This window comes from Microcoleus sp. D3_18a_C4, from assembly GCF_036702415.1.
Taxonomy (GTDB): Bacteria; Cyanobacteriota; Cyanobacteriia; order Cyanobacteriales; family Microcoleaceae; genus Microcoleus.
The window spans coordinates 1-14,754 of the sequence record NZ_JAUBTI010000138.1; the positions used below are offsets into that span (position 1 = coordinate 1).

16 protein-coding genes are annotated in these 14,754 nt (G+C 43.8%); 9 read left to right on the forward strand and 7 right to left on the reverse strand.

Going from position 1 to position 14,754, the window contains the following annotated elements:
* Positions 1 to 510: 510 nt before the first annotated feature.
* From QUB16_RS30630 to QUB16_RS30640, 3 genes are all read right to left on the reverse strand, one after another.
* On the reverse strand, positions 511 to 2,721 hold the full coding sequence (locus QUB16_RS30630; RefSeq protein WP_333321963.1) for a peptidase domain-containing ABC transporter: 2,211 nt from the start codon (positions 2,719 to 2,721) through the stop codon (positions 511 to 513).
* A gap of 135 nt (positions 2,722 to 2,856) precedes the next feature.
* On the reverse strand, positions 2,857 to 3,036 hold the full coding sequence (locus QUB16_RS30635) for a hypothetical protein (protein ID WP_333321965.1): 180 nt from the start codon (positions 3,034 to 3,036) through the stop codon (positions 2,857 to 2,859).
* Positions 3,037 to 3,205: 169 nt separating this feature from the next.
* Positions 3,206 to 3,433, reverse strand: a complete 228-nt coding sequence (locus QUB16_RS30640; RefSeq protein WP_333321967.1) for a secretion protein HlyD — start codon at positions 3,431 to 3,433, stop codon at positions 3,206 to 3,208.
* A gap of 485 nt (positions 3,434 to 3,918) precedes the next feature.
* Here QUB16_RS30640 and QUB16_RS30645 point away from each other — a divergent pair, with 485 nt between their 5' ends.
* The 5 genes from QUB16_RS30645 to QUB16_RS30665 all read left to right on the forward strand — a co-directional run bounded on the left by QUB16_RS30645 (position 3,919) and on the right by QUB16_RS30665 (position 6,534).
* Positions 3,919 to 5,034, forward strand: a complete 1,116-nt coding sequence (locus tag QUB16_RS30645) for an HlyD family efflux transporter periplasmic adaptor subunit (protein ID WP_333321968.1) — start codon at positions 3,919 to 3,921, stop codon at positions 5,032 to 5,034.
* A 233-nt stretch (positions 5,035 to 5,267) separates the two neighbouring features.
* Positions 5,268 to 5,477: a ribbon-helix-helix domain-containing protein gene (locus tag QUB16_RS30650; protein WP_333321970.1), complete on the forward strand. Its 210-nt coding sequence runs from the start codon at positions 5,268 to 5,270 to the stop codon at positions 5,475 to 5,477.
* A gap of 30 nt (positions 5,478 to 5,507) precedes the next feature.
* Positions 5,508 to 5,714 (forward strand): hypothetical protein, encoded by a 207-nt coding sequence (locus QUB16_RS30655; protein WP_333321972.1) that lies wholly within the window; start codon positions 5,508 to 5,510, stop codon positions 5,712 to 5,714.
* A gap of 8 nt (positions 5,715 to 5,722) precedes the next feature.
* Positions 5,723 to 6,094: a hypothetical protein gene (locus tag QUB16_RS30660; protein WP_333321973.1), complete on the forward strand. Its 372-nt coding sequence runs from the start codon at positions 5,723 to 5,725 to the stop codon at positions 6,092 to 6,094.
* A gap of 83 nt (positions 6,095 to 6,177) precedes the next feature.
* A complete protein-coding gene (locus QUB16_RS30665; protein WP_333321975.1) occupies positions 6,178 to 6,534 on the forward strand; it encodes a nucleotidyltransferase domain-containing protein in 357 nt (118 codons plus the stop codon).
* 102 nt (positions 6,535 to 6,636) lie between these two features.
* Here QUB16_RS30665 and QUB16_RS30670 read toward each other — a convergent pair whose 3' ends face one another.
* A complete protein-coding gene (locus tag QUB16_RS30670; protein WP_333140936.1) occupies positions 6,637 to 6,984 on the reverse strand; it encodes a type II toxin-antitoxin system PemK/MazF family toxin in 348 nt (115 codons plus the stop codon).
* Positions 6,981 to 7,232: a hypothetical protein gene (locus QUB16_RS30675; RefSeq protein ID WP_333108022.1), complete on the reverse strand. Its 252-nt coding sequence runs from the start codon at positions 7,230 to 7,232 to the stop codon at positions 6,981 to 6,983. Before QUB16_RS30675 ends, QUB16_RS30670 begins: the two co-directional genes overlap by 4 nt.
* A 245-nt stretch (positions 7,233 to 7,477) precedes the next feature.
* On the opposite strand from QUB16_RS30675, the gene QUB16_RS30680 reads away from it, so the two are divergent.
* Entirely contained in the window at positions 7,478 to 10,576 is a 3,099-nt protein-coding gene (locus QUB16_RS30680) for a CHAT domain-containing protein (RefSeq protein ID WP_333321977.1), read from the forward strand.
* A 154-nt stretch (positions 10,577 to 10,730) separates the two neighbouring features.
* On the opposite strand, the gene QUB16_RS30685 is transcribed toward QUB16_RS30680, so the two are convergent.
* The gene (locus QUB16_RS30685) at positions 10,731 to 11,234 is read right to left on the reverse strand and encodes a hypothetical protein (RefSeq protein WP_333108020.1); all 504 of its coding nucleotides are present in this window, start codon (positions 11,232 to 11,234) and stop codon (positions 10,731 to 10,733) included.
* Between the two features lie 9 nt (positions 11,235 to 11,243).
* Positions 11,244 to 11,624 carry a hypothetical protein gene (locus tag QUB16_RS30690; RefSeq protein WP_333140931.1) on the reverse strand — a complete coding sequence of 127 codons (381 nt, stop codon included), beginning with the start codon at positions 11,622 to 11,624 and terminating at the stop codon, positions 11,244 to 11,246.
* A gap of 128 nt (positions 11,625 to 11,752) precedes the next feature.
* On the opposite strand from QUB16_RS30690, the gene QUB16_RS30695 reads away from it, so the two are divergent.
* From QUB16_RS30695 to trpS, 3 genes are all read left to right on the forward strand, one after another.
* Positions 11,753 to 12,076 carry a hypothetical protein gene (locus tag QUB16_RS30695; RefSeq protein ID WP_333321979.1) on the forward strand — a complete coding sequence of 108 codons (324 nt, stop codon included), beginning with the start codon at positions 11,753 to 11,755 and terminating at the stop codon, positions 12,074 to 12,076.
* A 16-nt stretch (positions 12,077 to 12,092) separates the two neighbouring features.
* Positions 12,093 to 13,496: a hypothetical protein gene (locus QUB16_RS30700; protein WP_333321980.1), complete on the forward strand. Its 1,404-nt coding sequence runs from the start codon at positions 12,093 to 12,095 to the stop codon at positions 13,494 to 13,496.
* Positions 13,497 to 13,630: 134 nt separating this feature from the next.
* Complete coding sequence (trpS, locus tag QUB16_RS30705) at positions 13,631 to 14,641, forward strand: tryptophan--tRNA ligase (protein WP_333321982.1); 1,011 nt, start codon at positions 13,631 to 13,633, stop codon at positions 14,639 to 14,641.
* The last annotated feature ends 113 nt before the right edge of the window (positions 14,642 to 14,754 follow it).

Consider the following 14,754-nt stretch of genomic DNA (forward strand, 5'->3'; position numbering starts at 1 on the left):
GTGGGGGTGGTTAAAAAAATTTACTACTTATTTAGGATTGCTATATGGTGCGAAATTTGCACATTAGGATCGCGAATTAAATAACTTACAATTTTAATTGTTATTGTGGGAGGGGCGTCCCGCCCGTCCTTTTTGGACGGGCGGGACGCCCATCCCACTTTCAAGAGTGGAACTTATTTAATTCTCATTCCTTAGAGAAGTTATTAGTCATGAGTGATATCAATTCCGGTTGCACGAGCGAAATGATTGTTGACTGTTGACTGTTGAGTGTTGACCGAAAGCATCCAGGATACCCGCCACGTGATTCATTCCGAAAGCAGACTCAGGACCGGTGAAATAAAAAACGTGTCTCCGATGAAACTTGCCGAACGTATTTATCTCGCGCAAGTCAATGCTTCAATTCTTTAATCTTTAATCTTTAATCTTTAATCGATTGACTCGGTGTCGAACCGCGCAGCCGGGTTTTGTTTGTGTAGCGACAGATTTCAACCTGTCGTTTTATTAACTAGCTCAAGGATTCAAAAACTCTAAATGGTCTCCTGGAATCGATCGCAATTTTGCAGCCGAGCCTTGCATTTTCAACCTGCCGCGTTCTAACATGATAATCCAATCGGCGCGATCGATCACTCGTGGCCTGTGACTGATAAAAATCGTCGTTTTCCCGTGCCGATACATCAACAACTGTTCTAAAACTTCCGCTTCGCTTGCGGGGTCAAGCCCTGCGGTAGATTCGTCTAAAATCAATACAGGCGGGTTGTTGAGAATGGCGCGGGCGATCGCCAATCTTTGTCTTTGTCCGCCAGAAATATTCGCTCCAAACTCCCCTAAAACAGTTTGATATTTATCAGGCAATTGGCTGATAAATTCATCCGCGCCCGCAATTTTACACGCTTTCACAATCTGTTCAAAGCTGATATCTGGACTGCCCAATCGAAAATTTTCCATAATCGAACGGCTCCAAAAATGCGCTTCTTGAGGAACCAATACTACCTGCTGTCTGAGACTGTCAAGAGACAAATCCTGTAAGTTGTAGCCGCCAATTCTAATATTACCAGATTGCAGCGGGTACAGACCAGCAATTACTTTTGCTAGCGTACTTTTTCCGCAGCCCGAATAACCAATTAAAGCAATTGCTTGACCGCCGGGAAAGGTGACAGAAAAATTTTCCAGCAAGTCAAGTCTACCGGGGTAGTGAAAATTAACACTCTTGCAAACAATACCGTCGCGGTCTTGAATAGTTACAAAAGGTTTATTCGTATCGTCTTTAGTTTCCGGTTCAGCATCGATCACTTCCGACAGCCGTTGAGTTGCTGTCTGCACGCGAGTCATTTCATCAGTAAATCCTACTAGCGAATTCACCCAAGTAGTAACGTTTTGATTCATGCTAATAAACGCTAGCAACTGACCTATACTCAATACCTTGTCAATCACCAAACCGCTACCAAGCCACAGCAGAGTAATGCTGCCAGCAGAGGCAACAAAACCTGAAAATATATTGTTGAGAATGCCAATTTGTGTAGTGCGGAAAGTGAGCTTGGCTAAGCGACCGAAGCGGGTTTGAAATTCTTCCCAAAGTTGCTGACCGCTGCTAGTAGTTTTGACAGTCAGCGCGCCTTTAAAAGTTTCTACTAAAACGCCTTGAGTTTCTGCTTCCAGCACAAATAAACTGCGCGTTTTTTGCTGCAATACGGGCAGAAATACCACTGTAGAGGCCGTCATTAACAGAGCAAGCACGGTAGCTGCTAACGTCAGTTCCTTGCTGTAAAATAACATAAAAACAAAAGAAACTACAGCGATAAAAAATTGACTAGGCAAGCTGATAGCGACTTGAGAAACTAATTTATTTATTTCTTGGATATCTTGTAATCTACTGACAATTTCGCCACTGCGTCTGGTTTCGTAAAAACTCAAAGGCAATCGCAGGAATTTCCGGGCGAATTCCATCACTAATCCCAACTCTAAACGCTGGGAAAACTGAGCAATTAAGTTCGACTCTACCAATCCTAAACTGCTGCTAAAAAGGTTCATAACTATAACTGCGATCGCCACACTCGCCAGGAGTTGTCTGTCGCCCCGCACCAGAATGTCGTCGGTGAGCAGTTGAACGAGAAAAGGCGAAGAAATCGACAGCAAACCCAACACCACATTCAGCAAAAATGCTTCCATTAAAATCGGGCGATAAATCCCAATCCGGCGCATCCATTTTTGTAAGGAATTGGCGGGCGGTTGACCCTCTGCGGCCGCAAAAAACCGCTCAGCATCGGGTTCTACTAGCAAGCACAGCCAATCTGTCCAAGCTGCTGCTAATTCTGCTTTAGAAACATAGCGCATACCGACAGCCGGATCGCCGATCGCATATTTGTCGCCCTGCTTTCCGTACAAAACAACCCAGTGATAACCGCTCCAGTGAATAATCATCGGTAGAGGGGCATCATCGAGCTTGTCTAAAATTGCAGCGGCTGCTCGCACCGATCGAGCATTAAAGCCGATCGCCTCAGCACCTTGTTTCAAGCCCAACAGAGTCGTCCCTTTTTGGCCGGTGCCCGCACATTCTCGCAAGCGACTAATAGTAAAATTTTGTCCGTAAAATTTCGCGATCGAAGCCAAACAAGCCGCCCCGCAATCTTCTTCGCTCTGCTGGAGAACAACCTGATATTTCTTAAACCTGTTAACTTGTCCGAATAATGGCATTTTGCCGATCAAAGGGATGTTCTTTAACATTTTGCAAAATGAATAATGGTAGAGCATAAAGAAGATTACTCATCACCAACTACCCAATCAGCAAAAAGCACCCATAAAGTTATGGGTGCTTTCTCGATTCCACAGTTATAGATCTGAATAGACTAGCACTAAACTTTAGTAGTAGGCGTAGCGGACTACTCTTCTGTATGAACCGTCGCAATTCCGGCGGTACACGACCCAACTGCGCCGCTGCCGGTGACAATTGTATCGATTAGTATGGTGACCGCCGTTGACGCTAGCTGATTCTTCAGGGGTGAGTTCAGCAAACAGTGAATCGTCCTTTGTTACTTGCATGATTTGACTCCGTTTAAGTTAATAAAATTGAAGGGAAACTAGAAATATTATTTAATTTCTAGAGCCTCGTGTAAATACTGACTAATACTTCTGGTAGTGCTGTGCGGCTTCCGGAATATTACCGAGAAATTTTGAAAATTTACTCGATCGCACAACTTGACTCAGCTATCTAAACCACTAGAGTTTTGTAAGGGCGAGCGCGGCTCGGATCGTACAGATAAAGCTGGCTAGGCTGCGGCAGGAAAAACAGCATATTCAGGCCATAGCTGCTGCTGTTCTCCGTCTCGCTGTTGCTTTTAGCACCGCTAACATCGCTGGTAATACTGCCACCGTTGACAGTAGCAGATTCTCCATCGGTTAGTTCGATGAAGAGTGAACATTGTTGATTTTCTGACATAAATAAATAACTCCTATTAATACCTATGTACTTACTTACTACCTACGCATACAGGAAAAACCCGGTAACAGTGCCAAAACTCTTTGCGGAAACGCCGTATTTTCATGACCACGAATTTCAAAGGTGGTACCCGCCACGTGATTTATCCGTGGAATCAATCCAAAATCTAAAATCGAAAATCCTCAAGCCCCCGCATTTATCTCGCGCAAGTCAATCCAAAATCTAAAATCTAAAATCTAAAATTGAATGACAGTGGCCCGCTGGCTTCACTCCTCTTGATATTTGGCGAAGTTTGTGGGTGGGAACGGCAAAGCTGTGCGGATTTTTACCTTTACCCTGTGAATTTTGATTTAGACTTCTAAACCTATGCTTGGTTTCCGGAAAGCCGATCGTAAAAGTGACAAAAGAAATCAGCGATTGAGCTCTCCCTCTCCCCCAACTCAAAACTCAAAACTCCAAACTATTCCCCTCTCCCCCTTGCCGCCATGTCTCTCGCTCCCGAAACCACACCCCCTGAAACCTTTGATAACGACCAGTTTTTGCCCCCTGTCAGCCGGTGGACGACTTTGGGGGGTATTTTGATGGTGGCGACCTTTGGCGGGGCGATCGCCCTCGCTAGCGTCACCAAATACAGCGCTACAGTCAAAGCAGATGCGATCGTCCGTCCAGCAGGAGAAGTGCGCGTCGTGCAAGCAGCAACCGAAGGAACCGTCGAAAGCATTGCTGTCAGCGAGAATCAGACAGTAAAAGAAGGAGATGCGATCGCAGTTGTAGACGCTTCGCGTTTGGGCGCTCAACAACAGCAGTTACAAGAAATAATTAATCAGTCTCAAACAGCAGCACAGCAAATCAACCAGCAACTGCGCGACTTAGAAAATCAAATTTTGGCCAGCGCCCAATTTAAAAACATCCAAAGTGAAACTTCCGCCCAACAGGAATTAATCGAATCCGCTTTAGTAAAATTTGCCACATCGCTGCCAGATGTCGCCGAAAGACTGGGCAGAAGTCGGCGGGTTTTGCTCGTTAAGCGATCGTCTCTTCAACAACAATTGATTCAAGCTAAAAAAGAACTAAATCAAATTGACTTAAAACTCGAAAATAGCGTGATCCGCGCGCCCGCTGATGGTACAATTCTCAGATTGGAAGTACGAAATACTGGTCAAACCGTACAAGCCGGCAGCGCGATCGCCCAAATCGTCCCCAGCGACGTACCCCTGGTAGTCAAAGCCAAGGTGACATCCCAAGACATCGCCCGCATCCAAATCGGCCAACCCGTACAGATCAGGATTTCGGCTTTGCCTTTCCCCGATTACGGCACATTAAAAGGAACTGTCAGCGAAATCGCCCCAGATGCGATCGCCCCTCAAAATCCCGCTAATAATTTAGGTACAGCTTATTACGAAGTGGCAATTAAGCCCGAACAAACTTATTTAACAAAACTCAAATCCGCCAAGGGCCAATTCTTCGGCAACCCCCAGGCTAATGTCCCCCGCCAGTATTCGATTCAATCGGGAATGGAAGGCAGAGCCGATATTATTACCGGCGAAGAAACTGTTCTGACATTTGTTTTGCGGAAAGCAAGGTTGCTGACAGATTTTTAATTAGTCATTAGTCAGTTGTTATTGTATGGTGCGTCAGTCTTGAGGTTAGCCCGAAAAATTTGGGTTTTACCGACTGACGCACCTTACTTTTATTTGTTCTTTGTTTGACATTTGGCGATCGTAGGTATATTGTAGATTGTAGTAGATGCCACTGTCAACTATCTCGATCCACTACTCCAAAAGTTAATCTAACGTCATAAGCTGGTAACTAACCACTAACCAACTGGCAACCAATGGGGAAGTACAGGCGACCTAGAATTAATTTCGTTTTGGATGAGGACGTTAGAGACGACTTAACGGTATGGGCCAAGGAAGAAGGGCGCACTATGAGCAATCTGGTAGAGCGAATTGTGACCGCCGCAGTTCAAGGAAAGCGGGACAGCCACCCAAACCAAAACCCGCTCATCCAGCAAGAGCAAGCCGGAAAAGGAGGCACTAGCTAATAGATAAACAGGTGTCTAGTATTGAAAACAGTGACAAACTTAATAGAACAAGAAGCGTCAGAACCAGAAAACATACACAGCGCTACTGACCCGCAGAAGTGCCGGGAAATGGAACGCCGATACGATTGGAAACTCAAGCAAATCAAAATAAACAAAGATTTGCCCCTCGAAGTCGATTGCGTCTTTTACGGCGAACAGACTTCTTTTCAAGACCTCTGGCACGACAACCAAGACTGAGGTAATTTATGACCAAAAAAGAAACATGGATTGTTTACAAAACTGAATCTATGAGTGCGGAAGGCTGGAGAGATCGAAAGCTAATTCCGAATGGTGGCTTGACCGACATTCTAGCAGAAGAGTGGGATTGTTCGGGGAAATTGCCTCAAATCGGCGATCGCGTGCGAGAATATGCAAACCTCGAAGATCCTGGCAACGGAATCACCCACGGTCGAGATGGAAACTGGATTGTTAAGAGTATTCACGAGTTCTCTTCTAGCAGCACAAACTTGTGCATCGCGGTATGCTATTGCGCTTATGAACCCGTTGAATCTAAATGGGTTGAATTAAAACGAGGAAAGCCTGTGAATGAGATTTTGCAACCCGCTGAAATTGGGTAAAAATCTCAACTTTTCTAATTAATCATCTTAAGTCCGCGAAGGCGGACTTTGTTTGTGTAGACGCGGTTTCAACCGCCGAGTTTATGTCTAAATATATAATATCCATCACCCATATGAAAATCAACGATAAACTCAAGACCATTTTAACTGAATTGCGATCGCACTTCGAGCAACTTTACGGCGATCGTCTCACCCAAATGGTACTCTACGGTTCCCAAGCGCGGGGCGACGCAGATCCCGACTCAGATATTGATGTTTTGGTAGTTCTGAAAGCACCAGTCCAAGTCGGTGAAGAAATCGCTCGAACTATCCCAATTGTAGCAGATTTATCCCTCTACAATGACGTAGTAATTAGCTGCAATTTTATGAATGAGGAACGGTTTACTAATTATCAAAGCCCTTTGCTCAGAAATATCCGTAGAGAGGGAATTTTAATCTGACACCCGCTCAATTAAACTTACTCCTCAAAGCTCATCAAAGCCTTTCAGCAACAGGGAATAGCTTTATGAAACCCGAACAAATCGATCGAACACTCCCAACTTTTATAAACCTAAACAGTAACGAACCGCCGATTCAACTTCTAACATCTTTTCTGCGGAAAGTTCCCCTGCAGAATCAGTAGGAAATCGCTCTCTATCCAAAGATCGAATCTGAAAACAGAGGAAAACTGTTTCTATTTGTAAACCACTTTCAGACGCAGAAACACGCACATTTGTTCTATATTCGCGGTGAATATTAGTTCCTTTAGTGCCGACAATGACAGTAACAACTAAGGGTGACTGGTTAATAGTATCAATCGAAAGCACCAAAACAGGTCGCATTCCAGCTTGTTCTCTTCCATGAACTGGGTTAAGATTGACAAAATAAATTTTCCCTCGCTGAATGCTCATAGTGCTTGTAAACCATCCATTTCTGCCACAATAAACTCTCGATCGATCGCAGCAATCTCAACTTGAATATCTGGATCGTTGGCCATCTCTGCTATCTCTGCTTCCAGGTATTTAGCATTAGCGAGTTTATTAGCTATGTAAGTTTTCTCCCGCACTCGGCAAGCGATACGTTCCAGCAGCCAAAGTTGTTCTTCTATCGACAGGGAACTAATAGAACGTTCAATTTCTACTAAAGTTTGTGAAATCATTTTAGTTTCCTCTTGTTTTTTGCCCCATCGCAAATCATCGAGATTTTTTTGAATGAGACCGGGCCCATTCCGAATAGATTCATTATTGCGATCGCTTACTTATCTTGTATCTATATTATACGACATAGTGGCGTAGCAGCTTATGACGCACACTCCAACGACTCCAGACGATTCAGCAAGTCGGGTTTTCCCCTTGTTTTTCCCCGACAAAGAATGTAAAATTCTAAAAACATGGGTTGTCAGCAATGAACGAAGCGCGCCACGAAGCTTATCTCAATCTGATTGAATCGTTACTAAATTGCCCCAGCGGGGAAGAAAACGAAATTTGGCAGGCCAACTCAGAGTTAGTTGATGCGGGGTTGGTGCAGGTAATGCTAGAGAGGGCAAATGATCTGAGAATTGATAACAACCTGGATGATGCTAATTCTTTAATGACTCTGGCAGGGCATCTAATGGGTAGTTATAGCAATGCAATCCCCGAGAAAGCGTCACCTTACAGTTATCTTGAATTCCTAATGGAAGTGTTGCAGAAAACGCAAGATAGCAAGGGCAACCGTACTGTAATTTATGCCCTGCTGCGGGATAATCTAAACTTAATCAATGATAATTTGGCGGCGGTTTTGCAAAAATGGGCGAGGGAAAATTTGCCAAATTTAGATAAAAAAAAACAAATTTATATAATAGGAGTCGTTGGGAATTTTAGTAATGCAATCGCGGACTTTTCTTTAGGCAGCAGGGCGAGTAATTTGGAAATTGCCATTGCAGGTTATCAAGTTGCCATGACAGTTTTTACCCGTAAAGAATATGCTGAGAATTGGGCAGAAACTCAAAATAATTTGGGGATTGCCTACCTGTACAGAATCAGAGGGAAAAAAGCGGAGAATCTCGAAAAAGCGATTGCCACTTATCAAGCATCGTTACAAGTTTACACCCGCGAGGGATTTCCTGAAAATTGGGCAATGACTCAAAATAATTTGGCGGTTGCCTACCGCAACAGAATCCTCGGCGAAAAAGCTGATAATCTCGAAATCTCGATCGCATTTTATCAGGAATCATTAGAGGTTTGGAGCCGCGAGGCATTTCCTGAAAATTGGGCAACGGCTAAAAATAATTTGGGTATTACCTACAACGACAGAATCATGGGCGAAAAAGCGGAGAATCTCGAAAAAGCGATCGGATTTTATCACGAATCATTAGAGGTTTACACTCGCGAGGCATTTCCCTTTGAATGGGCAAGGAGTCAAAATAATTTGGCGGCTGCCTATAGCAACAGAATCAGAGGGGAAAAAGTAGATAATCTAGAAAAAGCGATCGCCACTTATCAGGCATCATTGGAAGTTTACACTCGCGAGGAATATCCTGAAGATTGGGCGGGGACTAAAAATAATTTGGCGAATGCCTACCGCGACAGAATCAGAGGGAAAAAAGTGGAGAATCTCGAAAAAGTGATCGCATTTGATCGGGAATCATTGGAGGTTTACACCCGCAAGGCATTTCCCTTTAAATGGGCAATGACTCAAAATAATTTGGCGAATGCCTACCTCTACAGAATCATAGGCGAAAAAGCGGAGAATCTCGAAATAGCGATCGGATTTTATCAGGAATCATTAGAGGTTTACACTCGTGAGGCATTTCCTTTTGAATGGGCAAGGAGTCAAAATAATTTGGCAAATGCCTACCGCAACAGAATCAGAGGGAAAAAAGCGGAGAATCTAGAAATGGCGATTTCCGCTTATCAAGCAGCTTTGTCAATTTACACCCGCGAGGCATTTCCGATAAATCATGCTGAAACCTTATTTAATCTCGGACTTGCCTACCGGGATAATTACCAACTCCCAGCAGCTTACAATACCTTTAATGCTGTCATTGAGACAGTCGAATCAATGCGGAGTGAAATCATTATCGGCGGCGAAGCTGACAGACAGAAATTAGCTGAAGAATGGAATAAACTTTATCAGCAAATGGTAAAACTTTGCCTAGACATGGAAAACAAAACCGCCGCCCTAGAATACATCGAACGCAGCAAAACCAGAAATCTAGTAGAATTGTTTCACACATCTCGCAGTCTCCCGCAAAATGTACAGCGGATTAGTTTTCAAGAAATTCGCAGTCTGTTACGTGAAGATGAGGCAATTTTGGAATGGTACATCACCTTTAACGGGTTTAAAGTTTTTATTATCACCCGCGAGTCCCCTCAACCAATTGTCGGGCACTCTTCATATCAAGAGTTGGAAGCATTAGAGAAGTTTCAGCAGGAGTATATCGACGACTATATCAATCACCCTGATAACTGGAGAAATCAGCTAGAAACCCGCCTGGAAAAACTAGCTAAAATCTTGCACATCGATGAAATAATTTCTCGCCTCCCAGAAAAATGCCAAAAATTAATATTAGTTCCCTTCCGATATTTGCACTTGTTGCCGCTTCACGCATTAACCAGCAAAAGGCTAAGGCAGAATACCGAAGAAACTGGAACTCTCCTCGATCTTTTCCCTGGCGGCGTGAGATACACTCCCAGTTGTCAGCTATTACAATTATCTCAGCGGGTAAATCCGACTGGGGAAGAGTCATCACCCACAAGATTGTTTGCCATTCAAAACCCGACAGAAGATTTAGACTTCACCGATATCGAAGTTGAAACAATTGCCAAATCCTTTAATCCTGCGGAAGTTTTGATTCGGGAAAAGGCAAGTAAGACAGGATTGCAGCAACAGCTTGAAGCGTTGCAGAATGCCGACATCGCCCACTTTTCCTGTCACGGCTTTTTCGACTTTCTCGATCCCCGGAAATCTGCTTTAATCTTAGCGGGTGCGAAAATTGCCACCGATAACGTTGACTCGGAGAACAAAAGTTATATTCGTTCCCCCCAAGACGAATTGTTGGACATTGAAAAATGCCTGACGCTGGAAGAAATCTTTGATTTGCCCCTGAGTAAGTGCAGTTTAGTTACGCTTTCCGCCTGCGAAACAGGGTTAACGGATATTAGAGATACCACTGATGAGTATATCGGATTGCCTAGCGGTTTTTTGTACGCCGGAACCACGAATGTGATTAGCACTTTGTGGGCTGTGAATGATGTATCTACGGCGATTTTGATGATAAGATTTTATGAGCTTTTCCTGTCTGAAAGTCGCCCGCCTGTGGCGATTGCTTTGCGCGATTCTCAAATGTGGCTGCGGGATGCAACGGTGCAAGATTTGGTAGATTGGGCCGAGCGTTCAAAGTTACTGGATAGTGAAAGTAAAAACAGGATTCAAAAGAATTATAAACGCGATTACGATGATGACGATCGCCCTTGCCAATCCCCTGTATACTGGGCGGCTTTTTCTGCCGTTGGACAATAACCCAAAGGTTTTTTGCATGAGTGGGGGCGGGTTTATTAGTTGGTTGGTTTGATTCCAAAACATCGGCGAATCCTTTCAAGGTCGAAATCGAATAACGAGCGTAGCATATTCGATTTCGACCTTGAACCCTACAAATTTGTCGAAATAGGTGATTTTATGAACTTAAAACCTCCCCAACTAATTTTCGGAATTGTCCCGTTTGCAAATTTAAGCTGAAACGATCGCCCTCCATTAATTCAATTACTAAGTTATCATCGCTCGCCGAAAATTGTTCGGGAACATCGGGCAATCCGCGATTAAATCTGAGGGAACCATTCGAGTTAAATAATAATATCTCATTTTCAGTCAAAACAGCAGTTACTTTGTGAATAACAGCCATCTGAATTAAATTACCCGTCAAAGGCATTGCCAGACAAATGCGGCCGCTTTCCAGGCAAATAGCTACTAACTGCTGTTCAATTCCCATCCATAGCATCTTTTTCTCGTGAGAATGCTCGATGCTTAACTCAACTAATTGACCCCGCCAACTCAGTCCGTAACATCCCAAAACTTCCCCCAAGTCAAGGCAAGCAAATGTTTGAGCGTATTCGTGGCCAATAATTTGCCGAATGCCGGGAATTTTGTCGAATTCTGATTTGCTAATAGTTTCAATTTTCATGGTAGCTGGTTATTGATAAATTAACGGTACAATTGAAGTAACTTGAGGATTTGCATCTAAGTCGCCTTCAGGATAAAAATATCGAACCACAATCGCCCCCGGTTTTTCTCCCCCTCTCAATTCTACTTTACGAGAAATGTTTGCGCCATATTCGTTAATTGTTCGATCGCCTTCAACTTCTGGTGCATTTAATCCTTCGGCAAATATTTCTAATAGCTTTTCTTTCCCCCCAGATACTTCGTCAATTCCTAGCGTTCTCAAATCTCTTAAATTATCTAAAGACCGCCTAGTATTTGTGGGAGTAGAGGTGACGCGACCAAAAAAGAAGTCAAATTTACTAGATTTGACCGTGAATCCCGCACCTTGAATTACTTCATCACTTGAGGTCAATGCTTGCAACTCCTAAAAAAATTGACACTAAATTGTCTCCGATGGTATCATAGAATTAACATAGAGACAATGCTCGAACAAAAATCCTAAAAATCTCCAAATTCAATTAACACAATAGAAAATCTGCCATGAATGACGACCAACGTTATATATCAGCATTTCTGCAAGTTTTTGAGACTAAAGCCGAATTATTAGAGGAGGTGGGAGCAGTAGAAGATTTAGCAAACCTCAACCAGATGATATCTCAGATGGTTGATGAATCTGATGAGGAAGTAGCAGATACTATTGGGATATGGTGCAAAAAATATCCTAAAATCAGAGATACCCTCCGTTCAATTATTAATAGAAAACCAGAACCCCAACCCACCAAAAAAGAAGAGCAAGAACCAAGGCTATTAGACCGCTATCCAGAGTTACCCGAAAGCCTCAAAAAACGTCTTACCAATTCATAGCCACCGCGCCAATAATATGAGCGACAAAATTTCTGCCCCCAATGTCTACTTATACGCTTTCCAACTGTACAATGACAGTAAGGGCAGCAATAATCCTCTCTGGAAACACTGCGACAATATCCTCGCCAATTTCACCGATGAAACGGTAACGCCCAATCTAGTTTTTCCGCAAAATTCCCGCAACTACCGCGAAGATTTGCTGCCAAATGTCGCACTACCATTTAACAGCAATCCGCCCGTGGAAGGTTTTGCCCAACCGCTACAAATTCAAGACAGCTATGCTTTCTGCTTAAATATAGGTTGCCCGGAAGACGGTACCGCCGATAATATAGATGTCGATCTAATCAAGCAATTCAACCCAAATCGAGCCTTACTCATCAGTGGCGATGATAACTTTTTAGGTCAAACTCTCCTAATTACCGCATGGCTTCCCGACAACTCACCGGATAATTTAGATTCCCTCAAACCCCTCGCCGATAAATGTCGCGATGCCTTATTTCACAGCGACTCGCCGCCTGTATTTTACCGATCGAGTAAACTGTTCGGTAGTCCGATTTTTGAATACGGTTCAATTAGCGATATTGCGAATTACCGCCACCTGCTTGTCTGGCTGCTTTCCGACAAACAAACCGACAAGGATTTTAACACTTGCCAGGAAGAAATACTCGACCTGCTATTTCACCGCAACAAAATTATCAAAGCTTTTCAAGACAGCCGCCAGATTTACCGCGAACTCGATCGCGAATACCGCATTATTGAGAAAAATATGGAGATATTGCAGCAGCAATTTTCCAGAGGGACTGTATTAACTTCCGCGCAATTGCAGGAATTTCAGGAACAGTTAAAGCAACTCTTCAGCAAAGCTGTAACTTATACTCGCCTGCTGCGGAAACTCGAAGATTATGACAATACAATTGCGCTAAATCTTAACAATTACACTGACATTTTGTCGAAAATTTGTGATATACTAGGAACCGATAAGGAAGAACTATCAATATTAAATAACTTCGGTAGAAAAACGGCTCCTTATATGCGATCGCAAATTGCCGGAGACTTAGGATATTTCCGCCACGGCACAAACTTAATCGACCAGGCGATCGCCTCAATTCGCGGCATAGTAGAAATAGAACAAGCCAGGAGCGATCGCACCAACCAAATCGCACTCCGCAACAGCGAGATAGCAGGGAAAAATCGGGACGATCGCCTAGAAAGCACAGTACAGGCGATCGGCGTCGGTTTAGCAGCCGGCGGCATCGCAGCCTCCAGCGGCACAGACAAAGTATTCCAGACAGTGCAACACCATCAAATCCCAATTTTAATGCAATGGCATCCCTTTCTATTTTCATTTGCCTTGAGTTTTGCGATCGCTCTTTTCGCAGCCGGCATCACTTGGTGGCGCACTAAACCGAAAAACAGTTGACAGTTGACACTTGACAGCGAGCTTTTTAAGGCTGGGATTTAGATCGTTGCCGGTCGATCGAATTTAACGAAGGGGATCTGAAATCAAAATAACGTGTCAATATAGAAATGTGAGTTCAATTCTATTCTTTCCTCATGGGCAAAAAGCGCGTTCTTTCGGGAGTTCAGCCAACCGGCAATCTTCACCTAGGCAATTATCTCGGTGCCATTCGCAACTGGGTAGAAAATCAAAGTCAGTACGAAAATTACTTCTGCGTAGTCGATTTGCACGCAATTACCGCACCGCACAATCCCGCAACTCTAGCCTCCGACACTTACACGATCGCCGCACTGTATTTAGCTTGCGGCATCGATTTAGAATATTCTACTATTTTCGTGCAATCCCACGTCTCGGCGCACACAGAACTAGCATGGCTGCTCAACTGTATTACGCCGATTAACTGGCTCGAAGATATGATTCAGTTTAAAGAGAAAGCAGTTAAACAAGGTGAAAATGTCAACGCCGGTTTGCTAAATTATCCGGTGTTAATGGCAGCAGACATTTTGCTTTACGATGCCGACAAAGTGCCAGTGGGAGAAGACCAAAAACAGCATTTGGAACTCACCCGCGATATTGTCATCAGATTAAATCACCAATTCGGCACACCCGAAAAGCCAGTATTGAAACTTCCCGAACCCTTAATTCGGACTGACGGTGCGAGGGTGATGAGTTTGACAGATGGCACGCGCAAAATGTCGAAATCAGACCCTTCCGAACAAAGTCGAATTAATTTATTGGATTCGCCAGATACGATCGCCAAAAAAATCAAGCGCTGCAAGACAGATGCCGTGCGCGGTTTGACTTTTGACGACCCCGATCGCCCCGAAGCTAGAAATTTGCTGACACTTTATCTCCTGCTTTCCGGCAAATCTAAGGAAGAAGTAGCAACAGAGTGTGAAAACATGGGTTGGGGAGATTTTAAACCCTTGCTGACAGAGACGACAATTAATGCCCTCAAACCTATTCAGGATAAATACAAGGAAATAATGGACGATCGGGGATATTTAGAGTCTGTACTACGTCGCGGAAGAGAACAAGCAGAAGCTATTGCTAATCAAACTCTAACTAAGGTTAAGACCGCTTTCGGTTATTCTTTACCTGTTTAGTTGTTAGTTGTTAGTTGTTATTGGTTACTGGTTAAGGATGACAACGGGAGCATCTCAGTTTTGCATTTACAGTGCGAGCGTCCCCGCTCGCGTATTGTACAATACGCGAGCGG

Bases quoted from the DNA above. Each gene is read 5' to 3' on its own strand.
- QUB16_RS30630 (WP_333321963.1), bottom strand. From the start codon at position 2,721: ATGTTAAAGAACATCCCTTTGATCGGCAAAATGCCATTATTCGGACAA.
- QUB16_RS30635 (WP_333321965.1), bottom strand. From the start codon at position 3,036: ATGCAAGTAACAAAGGACGATTCACTGTTTGCTGAACTCACCCCTGAA.
- QUB16_RS30640 (WP_333321967.1), bottom strand. From the start codon at position 3,433: ATGTCAGAAAATCAACAATGTTCACTCTTCATCGAACTAACCGATGGA.
- QUB16_RS30645 (WP_333321968.1), top strand. From the start codon at position 3,919: ATGTCTCTCGCTCCCGAAACCACACCCCCTGAAACCTTTGATAACGAC.
- QUB16_RS30650 (WP_333321970.1), top strand. From the start codon at position 5,268: ATGGGGAAGTACAGGCGACCTAGAATTAATTTCGTTTTGGATGAGGAC.
- QUB16_RS30660 (WP_333321973.1), top strand. From the start codon at position 5,723: ATGACCAAAAAAGAAACATGGATTGTTTACAAAACTGAATCTATGAGT.
- QUB16_RS30665 (WP_333321975.1), top strand. From the start codon at position 6,178: ATGTCTAAATATATAATATCCATCACCCATATGAAAATCAACGATAAA.
- QUB16_RS30670 (WP_333140936.1), bottom strand. From the start codon at position 6,984: ATGAGCATTCAGCGAGGGAAAATTTATTTTGTCAATCTTAACCCAGTT.
- QUB16_RS30675 (WP_333108022.1), bottom strand. From the start codon at position 7,232: ATGATTTCACAAACTTTAGTAGAAATTGAACGTTCTATTAGTTCCCTG.
- QUB16_RS30680 (WP_333321977.1), top strand. From the start codon at position 7,478: ATGAACGAAGCGCGCCACGAAGCTTATCTCAATCTGATTGAATCGTTA.
- QUB16_RS30685 (WP_333108020.1), bottom strand. From the start codon at position 11,234: ATGAAAATTGAAACTATTAGCAAATCAGAATTCGACAAAATTCCCGGC.
- QUB16_RS30695 (WP_333321979.1), top strand. From the start codon at position 11,753: ATGAATGACGACCAACGTTATATATCAGCATTTCTGCAAGTTTTTGAG.
- QUB16_RS30700 (WP_333321980.1), top strand. From the start codon at position 12,093: ATGAGCGACAAAATTTCTGCCCCCAATGTCTACTTATACGCTTTCCAA.
- trpS (WP_333321982.1), top strand. From the start codon at position 13,631: ATGGGCAAAAAGCGCGTTCTTTCGGGAGTTCAGCCAACCGGCAATCTT.